The organism is Modestobacter sp. SYSU DS0290, from assembly GCF_054050955.1.
The window spans coordinates 40198-50640 of record NZ_JBJHAI010000026.1; the positions used below are offsets into that span (position 1 = coordinate 40198).

The window sequence follows — 10443 nt, forward strand, 5'->3', positions numbered from 1 at the left end:
ACCCGCGCGTCGTGAACCACGCGCACCCCGTCGACCCCGACCGCGTCGCCGCCGTGCGAGCGCGGGTGCCCTCGCGCGACGAGGCGGGGGAGCTCACCGCCGTCCTCAGCCTGCTGGCCGATCCCACGCGGGCCCGGGTGCTGTACGCGCTCGACCAGGTGCAGGAGCTCTGCGTGGGCGATATCGCCCTGGGGCTGGAGGCGACCGAGGACGCGGTCGGGTACGCGCTGCGCCTGCTCCGCACCGCCGGCTTCGTCACCACCCGGCGGGTGGGTCGCGTCGTCTACTACCGGCTGGCCGAGGGGTTCCCCGAGCCGCTGCGCGAGCACTGCCTGCGGAGCCTGGTGGAGTTGCCACGCACCCACCCGGCCGGGGAGGAGTGACGGCGCCGCCCCCGGGACCGGCGGATTGAGAGCTCATGACGATCCGACGACGGGGGCCGTGTCCGGATGCGCTCGCGCCGGTCAGCAGGGCAGATTCCGATCACGAGGCGGGAGCCGGTCTCCCGCCCACAGCCCACGGGGGTGTCCCATGGCCGAACTCCTCGCTGCGCCCAGCCAGCGCCGAGCCCAGCCCAGTGCACTCGCTCGGATGTCCTGCTGCCCCTCCTGCACCGCGGCGGAGGTCGACGACCACCCGGCCGAGTTCGACCCGGGGTCCTGGGTGGCGGCGCTGGTCTGCCGCTCCTGCGGGCACGAGTGGTCGGTGAGCTGCTGACCCGAGCAGCAGGTCGGCCGGTCGCCGATGTGCGACCCGCCCGATCCCGGGTAGCGGGCTGACCATGTGGTTCGACAGCTGGTCCGACCTGGGGCGCATCCTCGCCGTCGGGACCTCCGCCTATGTGACCGTCATCGTCGTCCTCCGGCTCTCCGGCAAACGGACGCTGGCCAAGCTCAACGCCTTCGACCTCGTGGTCACCGTGGCGCTGGGCTCCACGCTGGCCACCATCCTGCTCAGCTCGGACGTCTCCTGGACCGAGGGCGCGGTGGCGCTGGGGCTGCTCGCCGCGCTGCAGTTCGTCGTCGCCTGGGTCACCAGCCGGCGGCCGCAGCTGCGCGACGGGGTCACCGCCCACCCGGCGCTGCTGCTCTACCGCGGGCAGCTGCGGCAGGACGTCCTGCGGCAGCAGCGGATGAGCGAGGCGGAGATCCGCCAGGCCGTGCGGGCCAGCGGCCAGGGCGACCTGTCGAAGATCGCCGCCGTGGTCCTGGAGAGCGACGGCAGCGTGAGCGTCGTCCCCGAGTCCGCCCTCGGCGACGGCTCCGCGCTGGCCGAGGTGCCGGGCGCCACCACCGTCCGGCACTGACCGGCGTGGACTCCCTCGCGGTCTTCGGGCTGCTGCTGCTCGGGGTCGTCGTCCTCACGCCGGTGGCCGACCGGATCGGCATACCCCAGCCGGTGCTGCTGACCATCTACGGCCTGGCGCTGGGCGTCGTCCCGTTCGTGCCGTCACCGGACCTGCCGCCGGAGCTGATCCTGCCGATCGTGCTCCCGCCGCTGCTGTTCGCCACCACCCAGTCGACCTCGCTGCGGGAGCTGCGCTCGGCGGCCCGCCCGATCCTCGGCCTCGCGGTCGGGTTGACCCTGCTCACCGCCGCCGTGGTCGCGGTGGTCGGGCACGCCCTCGGCCTGCCCTGGGCGGTGGCGATCGTGCTCGGCGGCATCGTGGCGCCGCCCGATCCGGTCGCGGCCAGCGCTGTGGCCAGCCGGCTCAAGCTGCCCCCGCGGCTGGTCACGATCCTGGAGGGCGAGGGGCTGTTCAACGACGCCACCGCCCTGGTCGTCTACCAGCTGGCGGTGACCGCGGTGGTCGCCGGCGGCGTGACGGTGACCCAGGTCGGCGTCGGCTTCCTGGTCGCCGTGCTGGGCGGCACCGCGCTGGGCCTGGCCGCCGGCTGGCTGGCCCGCAAGGCGCTCGGCCTGCTGCACGACGCGGCCACCGAGACCACCGTGACCCTCGCCGTGCCCTTCGGCGTGTACCTGCTGGCCGAGGAGGTCGGCGCCTCCGGGGTGCTCGCCGTCCTGGCCGCCGGGCTGTACCTGCGCACCGTCGCCACCAGCGAGGTCACCTCCGCCGGATGGCTGCTGGGCCGCTCGGTCTGGCAGTACGTCGAGTTCGCCGTCAGCGGCCTGCTGTTCGCGTTCCTGGGGCTGGAGCTGACCACCGTCTTCGGCAGCACGGAGGTGCTGGGCGACACCCGCACGCTGCTGGTCGGCGCCGCGGTCATCGGGGTGCTCGTGGTCGTCCGGTCGGCGGCGATGTTCGCCGCCTCCGCCCGGGCCGGCCGGCGGGCGCGGCGCACCGAGCAGGCCGTGCCGTACGGCTGGCGGGAGTCCGCGGTGGCCTCCTGGGCGGGGATGCGCGGTGTGGTCACGGTCGCTCTCGCGCTGGCGCTGCCGGCCACCGTCGACGGTGGCGGGCCGTTCCCGGCCCGGGAGGAGGTGGTCCTGGTGTCGCTGATGGTCGTGGTCGTGACCCTCGTGCTGCAGGGGCTCACCCTCGCCCCGCTCATCCGCCGGCTGGGCGTGGCCAGCGACGCCGACGTGCAGCTGGACGTGCGGCGGTTGCAGCGCCGGATCACCGAGGCGGCGCTGGAGCAGGTGCGCGCGGCCACCGACGTGCCCGACGAGGTCCGCGACGCCGTCCTGCAGCAGTACGAGGGGCGGCTGGGCTACCGGCGGTCCATCGAGGGGCTGATCGACGGCGAGACCCGGGACGAGCGGGCCGAGGAGCAGCTGCGCGAGCTGCTGGGCCGCGCCAGCGAGGCCGAGCGCGAGGCGGTGCTCGAGGCCCGCCGGCGTGGCGAGGTGAGCCCGGCCGCCGCCGACGACGTGCTGTTCGACGTGGAGGCGCGGGCGTTGCGGTACGAGTCGTGACCCAGCCCGGCAAGCCGCTGCGCGACGTGGTGGCCCCCGACCTCGACGTGCTGTTCTGCGGGATCAACCCCTCGCTGCGCTCGGCCGAGGTCGGGCACCACTTCGCCCGGCCGGGCAACCGCTTCTGGCCCGCACTGCACCGGGGCGGGCTCACCCCCCGGCTGCTGACGCCGGCCGAGGACCGCGAGCTGCTGGCGTACGGGCTGGGGGTCACCAACGTGGTCGCCCGGCCCACCCGCACCGCCGCCGAGCTCTCCCCGGAGGAGTTCCGCGAGGGCGCCGAGCAGCTCGCCGCGCTGGTGGCGCAGTACCGGCCGCGGGTGCTCGCGGTGCTCGGGGTGACCGCCTGGCGGGTGGCCTTCGACCGGCCGAAGGCGACGCTGGGCCCGCAGCCGGAGCGGGTGGGCGGCGCGCTGACCTGGGTGGCGCCCAACCCCAGCGGCCTGAACGCCCACCACCAGCTGCCCGACCTCGCCCGGCTCTACGGCGAGGTGCGCGAGGCCGCCCGTGCGGTCCGGGGCTGAACCGGGGGTCGGCACCTGGGAGGCTGCCCGCATGGGGTCAGGGGAGCGCGCACCGCAGCTGGCCGGCCGGCTGCGCGGGTTCGGCACGACGGTCTTCGCGGAGATGAGCGCGCTGGCGGTGGCCACCGGCGCGATCAACCTGGGGCAGGGGTTCCCCGACGAGCCGGGCCCGCCGGAGGTGCTCGACGCCGCCCGCGCCGCCCTGGGCACCGACCTGGACCAGTACCCGCCCCTGCCCGGGCGGCCGGAGCTGCGGCAGGCGGTCGCCGAGCACCAGCAGCGGTTCTCCGGGCTGACCTACGACCCGGACACCGAGGTGCTGGTCACCGCCGGGGCCACCGAGGCGCTCACCGCGGCGCTGCTGGCGCTGGTCGAGCCCGGCGACGAGGTCGTCGTCCTGGAGCCGATGTACGACAGCTACGCCGCCGCCGTCGCGATGGCCGGGGGAGTGCTGCGCCCGGTGCCGCTGCGTCCGGTGCCCGCCTCCCCGCAGCCGGGCGGGGCCGGCCACTGGACCTTCGACGAGGCCGAGCTGCGTGCGGCGGTCACCCCGCGCGCCCGGCTGCTGTTGCTCAACACCCCGCACAACCCCACCGGCACGGTGCTCACCCGCGCGGAGCTGGCCCTGCTCGCCGACGTCGCGACCGCGGCGGACCTGCTGGTGCTCACCGACGAGGTGTACGAGCACCTGGTGTTCGACGGCGTCGAGCACGTCTCCCCGGCCACGCTGCCGGGCATGCGGGAGCGGACCCTGGTGGTCAGCAGCGGGGGCAAGACCTTCCGCACCACCGGCTGGAAGGTGGGCTGGGTGTGCGGCCCGGCGGAGCTGGTGGCCGCGGTCCGCACCGCGAAGCAGTACCTGACCTTCGTCAACGCGGGGCCGCTCCAGCCGGCGATCGCCGCCGGGCTGCGGCTGCCCGACGCCTACTTCACCGGCATCGCCGCGGACCTGCAGCGCAAGCGCGACCAGCTCGTCGGCGGGCTGGCCGCCGCGGGGCTGCCGGTGATCAGCCCGGAGGCGACCTACTTCGCCACGGTCGACGTCCGCCCGGTGCAGCCGGACGGCGACGGGGTGGCGTTCTGCCGCGCGCTGCCCGAGCGCGCGGGGGTGGTGGCGGTGCCGAGTGTGGTGTTCTACGACCCGGCGCACGCGCACCTGGGCCGGCACCTGGTGCGGTTCGCCTTCTGCAAACGGGACGAGGTGCTCGGCGCGGCCGTCGAGCGGTTGCGAGGGATGGCATGAGGATCGCCGCGGTGCAGCACGACATCGCCTGGGAGGACCGGGAGGCGAACTTCGCCCGGCTCGCCCCCCAGGTGGCCCGTGCGGTCGGCGCCGGTGCGGAGCTGGTGCTGCTGACCGAGACCTTCTCCACCGGCTTCTCGATGACCCCGGGCATCGGCGAGCCCGAGGGCGGGCCGTCGGCGCGGTTCCTCGCCGGCCAGGCCGCCGAGCACGGGGTGTGGGTCGCCGGCACGTGTCCGGAGGTGGACGCCGACGGCGACCTGCCGTTCAACACCTTCGTCCTCGCCGGGCCGGACGGCGCCACGCACCGCTACCGCAAGCTGCACCCGTTCGCGACCGAGCGGGAGCGGTTCCGCTCGGGCACCGGACCGGTCACCGTCGAGCTCGGCGGGCTGCGGGTCACCCCGTTCATCTGCTACGACCTGCGCTTCGCGGACGTCTTCTGGGCCGCCGCACCGGGCACCGACGTGTACCTGGTGCCGGCCAACTGGCCGGCCGCCCGGCGGCACCACTGGCAGACGCTGCTGCAGGCGCGGGCGATCGAGAACCAGGCCTACGTGGTCGGCTGCAACCGGGTCGGCACCGCCGGCGACGGGGTCGAGCACGCCGGCGACAGCCGCATCGTCAGCCCGAGCGGCGAGCTGCTGGCCACCGCGGCCGGCGTGGAGACGATCGTGCTCGCCGACGTCGACGCCGCCGAGGTGGCGGCCACCCGCGAGCGGTTCCCCTTCCTCGCCGACCGGCGCGGTTGAGCCGCCGACCGGCGCGGTTGAGCCGCCGACCGGCGCGGTTGAGCCGCCGACCGGCGCCGCTGAGCCGCCGACCGGCGAGGCGGAGCGGCCGACCGGCGGCTCAGGCGGGCTGCGGGGCGGCCGACGCGGTGGGTCGGACCGCTGCCGCCCCGGCACAGTCGTCCCCGGCGTCGTGCCCGATCACCCGGCGGAGCAGGGCCACGGGGTGCTCCGGCGCGCCCCCCCGCCAGGCCACGTGCTGGTCGGGGCGGACCAGCAGCAGGTCCGCGCCGTAGCGGGCGCGCTGGCCGGGCACCGTGCTCAGGTCGAGCACCTCGAGGGGGATGCCCAGCCGGGCGGCCGCCTCGGCGAGCCCGGCCGGATCGGCCGCGGCGCCGAGCCGCAGCAGGGTGAGCTCCGGACCCAGCGCGTCGAGCACCGAACGGCCGTCGGGCAGCCAGGTGTGCGGCAGCCGGGCGCCCGGGTGCGCCGACGGGGTGAAGGTGGACAGCTCCGGCTCCGGCACCGGGCGGCCGTCGGGGACGACGACAGGGGAGTCCGGGTAGTCGTAGCCCAGCACCAGCCCGAGGCTGTGGAACTCCGGGTCCTTGACCTGCAGGCCGCGGGCGAGCGTGGCCCGCAGCGCCGCCCCCTCGGCGGTCTCCGCGTCCAGGTCGCCGGTGGCGAAGGACGGCGCCAGGAAGGCCTCCTGCGCCCCGGCCGCGGCGATCGTGCGCTCGGCCACCGGGCGCCGCTCGGCCTGGTAGCTGTCCAGCAGCGACTCCGGGGCCCAGCCGCGCAGCACCGCGGCGAGCTTCCAGCCGAGGTTCACCGCGTCGCCCACGCAGGTGTTGAAGCCGTGCCCGCCCCACGGGGGGTTCAGGTGGGCGGCGTCGCCGACCAGGAACACCCGCTGGCCCCGGTACCGGTCGACCAGCAGCATCCGCGCCGACCAGGGATCGGTGGCGAGTACCTCGACGTCGATGTCCGCGCCGGCCAGCGTCCGCACCAGCTGCACCGGGTCGACCTGCTCGGCCTCCGCGTCGACGCCCTGGACGATGGCCCACCACGTGCCCTGCAGGTCCAGCCGCCCCATCAGGCCGCCGCGCTCCGCGCCGATCACCCAGTAGTGCACGCCCAGTGCGCACAGCTCGCGCTGCTCGAGCTGGGGTGAGCGGAAGGTGATGCTCACGTTCGGCAGGCTCCCCGACGAGCCGGCGTACCGGGCGCCGATCGCCCGTCGGGTGACCCCGCTGCTGCCGTCGCAGCCCAGCAGCCAGGACGCGGAGACCTGGTGCCGCCGGCCGTCCGGGTCCTCCAGCACCACGGCGGCCTCGGTCGGCCCGTCGGTGACCTCGACGGCGCGCCAGCCGGTGCGGATGGTGACCGACGGCACCTCCGCGACGGCGTCCCGGAGGAGCTGCTCGACCAGCGGCTGCGGGGCCTGCTGGCCGGGCTCGGCGTACTCGTCCCGGCGCCCAGTGGTGAGCCCGAACGCCTCGGGGAAGCGGGTGATCTCGTGCCCGAACAGGCCGGTACAGAAGACGACGTCCTGCGCGTGCGCGACGGGGAGCGGCGCCAGCGCGCGCAGCCGGTCGGCCAGCCCCCAGCGGCGCAGGTGCTCCATCGTGCGCACGCTGGTGGTCTTGGCGCGCGGGCGGAGCGGGTCGAGCGCGGTGCGCGGCTCTACGACCAGCACCTCGATGCCGCGCCGGCCGAGCTCCAGCGCGGCAGCCAGGCCACTGGGCCCCCCGCCGGCGATCAACACCGGGACGCGGGCTGGCACGGTGGTCATGGTGATCTCCTGTCGTGGGCTGCGGTGCCCGGAGCTCGAGCCGGGAGTGGTGGGGCCGTGCAGGCCGCCGACGCCGGTCCAGCATCGGTGGCGGAGGTCACGTCGCCGTAGGTCGATGCCATTGACCGGCACAGTGAGGCGGATCCGTCCTCAGGACCCGTGCGCGGCCTGCCACTGCCGGACCCAGGCCCGGCCGTAGTCGTTGCCGTGCGGGGTGCGGAGCACGGTGTGCACGTGGAAGGGCTTGGGCGTCCGGTAGTCGAGGAAGACGCCGCAGTGGTGGTCGAGCTCGGCGATCAGCACCGGCGACTGGACGCGGTAGTAGAAGACGTCGCCGGGCTCGCAGCCACCGATCCAGCTGAACCAGGTCTCGTCCAGGTGCTCGGTCACCTCGCGCATGCGGGCCCGGCGGGGGCCCTGGGGGAGGAGGCCGACGAACTGCTCCACGATCGCCAGCACCAGCCGCTGCGCCTCGGGCGGCATTCTCGCGACCGGGACGCCCTCGACCGGGATGACCCGGTTGTCCTGGAAGGCGCCGGCCAGGTGCCGCTCGTCGCCGGGGTGCACCCGACCCGGTGGCATGGCCGGGTCGACCATCTGCGCGTAGACGGTGGCGGCCTGCCGCTGTTCCGGCGGCAGGGCGGCCATCACCGCCAGGCCGGCGGCGATCCGCTCGGTGAACGACTCGGTGCCGGCGTGCGGGCCCGCGTCGATCTCGTTGGGCTCGGCGCCGAGGAAGACCGGGGAGAGCTGCATCCGGCCCTCGACGACCAGGCAGTTGAGGGCGCAGTGGTGCCCGAACAACTGCCAGCCCCACGGCGCCCGCAGGTCGGGGGTGCCGTAGACGGCGATGTTGTAGCTGAACTCGTTGAGCACGTTCTCCAGGCCCACGACCTCGCCGAGGAACCCGTTGATCACCATCATCGCGTGGGCCAGCTGGAAGCCCTCGGGGGACAGCGACGCGCGGACCAGCGCCAGCGCCTTCTCCCGCACCTCCGGCGGCTGGAACTCCAGGCGCAGGCCGGTGTCGAACTGCATGAACTCCGGGTTGGCCCAGGTCTGCCACTCGGGGGCGTCCACCGGGAAGCTGAGGCGCTCCCGGTCCCCGGCGGGCAGCGCGGCGAGCAGGTCCTGCGCCGCCGCGACCATGGCCGCGATCGGCGCCTCCTCCCCGGGCTCGGCGGGGGTCAGCGGGTACAGGCCCGCACGGAGGGTGCCGTCCTCGGTGACCCCGCGGAACTCCTGCAGGTACAGCGGCGCCCAGCCATCGACCAGCCCGCCGGTGAAGGTGCCCGGGGTCCGGGCGTGCTCCCGGTAGGCGTAGGGGTCCAGGCCGCGGACGTCGGCCAGCCGGGGGTGGTCGTGCGGGAAGAGGTACTGCCGGAACTCACCGGTCATGGCGGGCCTCGTTCCCCACGACGCGGTTGCGCAGTACGCCCAGTCGTTCCACCTCGACCTCGACGACGTCCCCGGGCTGCATCAGCCACGGGGGCGTGCGGGCGTAGCCGACACCGGACGGCGTGCCGGTGGCCAGCAGGTCGCCCGGTCGCAGGGTGAAGGTGCGCGAGATGAGCGAGAGCGTGTCACCGACGGTGTAGACCATCTCGTCGGTGCGGCCGTCCTGGACGGTCTCGCCGTTGACCCGGGTCTGCACCCGCAGGCCGTCGCGCAGGTCGCCGACCTCGGCGGCCGGCACCAGCGGCCCCAGCGGGCCGGACCGGTCGCCGTTCTTGCCGAGGATCCACTGGCTGGTGAGCTTCTGCGCCCGCCGGGAGGTCAGGTCGTTGAAGGTCGAGTAGCCGACGACGGCGGCGAGCGCCTCGTCGGAGGTGGCATCGACCAGCGTCTTGCCGACGTAGGCCACCACCTCCCCCTCCCAGTCCAGCCCGTCCTCGTCCGCGGGCACCGGCACCTCCGCGCCGTCCACCGTCAGCGACTGCGTCCAGCGGGCGAACAACGTCGGGTACGGCGGGATCTCCTGGTCGCGGAAGCTGCCCTCGGCGACGTGCTTGAGGTAGTTCAGGCCGATGCAGACCACCCGGGCGCCGGGCAGTACCGGCGGCACGAACTCGACCTCGGCGGCGGCCACGGCCGGTCCGGTCGGTTCGTCCGTCAGGTGCGCGGCGGGGGCGGCCCAGAACTCCGCCAGCGACGCCAGCACCCGCACCTCGGTGCCGTCCGCGGACAGCGACGCGACCTCGACCTCGTCGCCGTCCCGGCAGATCCCGACGATCCTCATGCTCGGTCTCCTTCGTCGATCAGGTGGCGCCGCAGGAAGGTGACCGTGCGGTCGACCGCGTCCGCGGCGGCGTCGGGGGCACCGAGCCACATGTGGTCGGCGCCGTCGTAGCTGTGCAGCTCGACGTCGGCCCCGGCGGCGGCCAGCGCGTCGTGCAGCCGCTCGCTCTGCATGCACGGCACGAACCGGTCGGTTCGGCCGTGCAGCAGCAGGACCGGCGGGGCGGCGGAGGAGACGTGGGCGATCGGGCTGGCCTGTGCCGCCAGTGCGGGCACCTCGGGAGCGGCTGCCCCCAGCAGCTGGGCCTCGCGGCTGGCCGGGTCGCCCGGGTCGTTGCCGAGGTCGGTCGCCACCGCTGCGACGTCGCTCGGCGCGTACCAGGCGACGACGGCGGCGACCGCGCTCGACGGTCCGGTCACCCCGACCTCACCCTCGAGCGTCGGGTCGGTCACCAGCCCGAGCAGCTCGGCCAGGTGTCCGCCGGCCGACTCGCCCCACGCGGCGATCCGGTCGGCGTCCACGCCCAGCTCGCCGGCGCGCGAGCGCAGCCAGCGGACGGCGGCCTTCGCGTCGTGCAGCTGTGCCGGCCACACCGCCTCGCCCGAGAGCCGGTAGTCGACGCTGGCCACCGCGATGCCCGCCGCGGCCACCTGCTCGAAGGGCGTGGGGGAGGCGTCCCGGTACATCGGGCCGGCGACGTGCCGGCTGCCCAGCCGCCACCCGCCGCCGTGCAGGAACAGTGCGACCGGATGCGGTCCGTCCCCGGCCGGCAGGTACAGGTCCAGCTCCAGCGGCCGGGCCCCGGGCAGCGCCGCGTAGGGCGTGCCGGCGAGCACCCGGACTCCGGCGGCACCGGTGCGAGCGGGCGGCAGCGGTGCCTCGTGGGCGGGCGGTGGGAGCGGGAGGGTGGGCACGGGTCTCCTCAGGGCACACCTCCGGGGGGGGGGGGGGGGGGGGGGGGGGGGGGGGGGGGGGGGGGGGGGGGGGGGGGGGGGGGGGGGGGGGGGGGGGGGGGGGGGGGGGGGGGGGGGGGG

11 protein-coding genes are annotated in these 10443 nt (G+C 75.5%); 7 read left to right on the forward strand and 4 right to left on the reverse strand.

Going from position 1 to position 10443, the window contains the following annotated elements; genetic code table 11:
• Positions 1-11: 11 nt before the first annotated feature.
• From ACI795_RS17595 to ACI795_RS17625, 7 genes are all read left to right on the forward strand, one after another.
• Positions 12-383, forward strand: coding sequence for an ArsR/SmtB family transcription factor (locus tag ACI795_RS17595; RefSeq protein ID WP_457076866.1), 372 nt, complete (start codon positions 12-14; stop codon positions 381-383).
• Positions 384-531: 148 nt separating this feature from the next.
• Complete coding sequence (locus tag ACI795_RS17600) at positions 532-717, forward strand: hypothetical protein (protein ID WP_457076867.1); 186 nt, start codon at positions 532-534, stop codon at positions 715-717.
• Positions 718-781: 64 nt separating this feature from the next.
• On the forward strand, positions 782-1306 hold the full coding sequence (locus ACI795_RS17605) for a DUF421 domain-containing protein (RefSeq protein WP_457076868.1): 525 nt from the start codon (positions 782-784) through the stop codon (positions 1304-1306).
• Between the two features lie 5 nt (positions 1307-1311).
• On the forward strand, positions 1312-2877 hold the full coding sequence (locus ACI795_RS17610; protein ID WP_457076869.1) for a Na+/H+ antiporter: 1566 nt from the start codon (positions 1312-1314) through the stop codon (positions 2875-2877).
• On the forward strand, positions 2874-3401 hold the full coding sequence (mug, locus tag ACI795_RS17615; RefSeq protein WP_457076870.1) for a G/U mismatch-specific DNA glycosylase: 528 nt from the start codon (positions 2874-2876) through the stop codon (positions 3399-3401). The genes ACI795_RS17610 and mug overlap by 4 nt, the downstream gene beginning before the upstream one ends.
• A 31-nt stretch (positions 3402-3432) precedes the next feature.
• A complete protein-coding gene (locus ACI795_RS17620) occupies positions 3433-4644 on the forward strand; it encodes a pyridoxal phosphate-dependent aminotransferase (protein WP_457076871.1) in 1212 nt (403 codons plus the stop codon).
• Positions 4641-5396: a nitrilase-related carbon-nitrogen hydrolase gene (locus tag ACI795_RS17625; RefSeq protein WP_457076872.1), complete on the forward strand. Its 756-nt coding sequence runs from the start codon at positions 4641-4643 to the stop codon at positions 5394-5396. Before ACI795_RS17620 ends, ACI795_RS17625 begins: the two co-directional genes overlap by 4 nt.
• A gap of 100 nt (positions 5397-5496) precedes the next feature.
• Here the strand turns inward: ACI795_RS17625 and ACI795_RS17630 are convergent, their stop codons facing one another.
• The 4 genes from ACI795_RS17630 to ACI795_RS17645 all read right to left on the reverse strand — a co-directional run bounded on the left by ACI795_RS17630 (position 5497) and on the right by ACI795_RS17645 (position 10323).
• On the reverse strand, positions 5497-7170 hold the full coding sequence (locus tag ACI795_RS17630; RefSeq protein WP_457076873.1) for an FAD-dependent monooxygenase: 1674 nt from the start codon (positions 7168-7170) through the stop codon (positions 5497-5499).
• 150 nt (positions 7171-7320) lie between these two features.
• Entirely contained in the window at positions 7321-8568 is a 1248-nt protein-coding gene (locus ACI795_RS17635) for a DUF3500 domain-containing protein (RefSeq protein ID WP_457076874.1), read from the reverse strand.
• The gene (locus ACI795_RS17640; protein WP_457076875.1) at positions 8558-9409 is read right to left on the reverse strand and encodes a fumarylacetoacetate hydrolase family protein; all 852 of its coding nucleotides are present in this window, start codon (positions 9407-9409) and stop codon (positions 8558-8560) included. Before ACI795_RS17640 ends, ACI795_RS17635 begins: the two co-directional genes overlap by 11 nt.
• Positions 9406-10323: an alpha/beta hydrolase fold domain-containing protein gene (locus ACI795_RS17645; RefSeq protein ID WP_457076876.1), complete on the reverse strand. Its 918-nt coding sequence runs from the start codon at positions 10321-10323 to the stop codon at positions 9406-9408. Before ACI795_RS17645 ends, ACI795_RS17640 begins: the two co-directional genes overlap by 4 nt.
• Between the last annotated feature and the right edge of the window lie 120 nt (positions 10324-10443).

Bases quoted from the DNA above. Each gene is read 5' to 3' on its own strand.
- ACI795_RS17635 (WP_457076874.1), bottom strand. From the start codon at position 8,568: ATGACCGGTGAGTTCCGGCAGTACCTCTTCCCGCACGACCACCCCCGG.
- ACI795_RS17625 (WP_457076872.1), top strand. From the start codon at position 4,641: ATGAGGATCGCCGCGGTGCAGCACGACATCGCCTGGGAGGACCGGGAG.
- ACI795_RS17640 (WP_457076875.1), bottom strand. From the start codon at position 9,409: ATGAGGATCGTCGGGATCTGCCGGGACGGCGACGAGGTCGAGGTCGCG.
- ACI795_RS17600 (WP_457076867.1), top strand. From the start codon at position 532: ATGGCCGAACTCCTCGCTGCGCCCAGCCAGCGCCGAGCCCAGCCCAGT.
- ACI795_RS17620 (WP_457076871.1), top strand. From the start codon at position 3,433: ATGGGGTCAGGGGAGCGCGCACCGCAGCTGGCCGGCCGGCTGCGCGGG.
- ACI795_RS17605 (WP_457076868.1), top strand. From the start codon at position 782: ATGTGGTTCGACAGCTGGTCCGACCTGGGGCGCATCCTCGCCGTCGGG.
- ACI795_RS17630 (WP_457076873.1), bottom strand. From the start codon at position 7,170: ATGACCACCGTGCCAGCCCGCGTCCCGGTGTTGATCGCCGGCGGGGGG.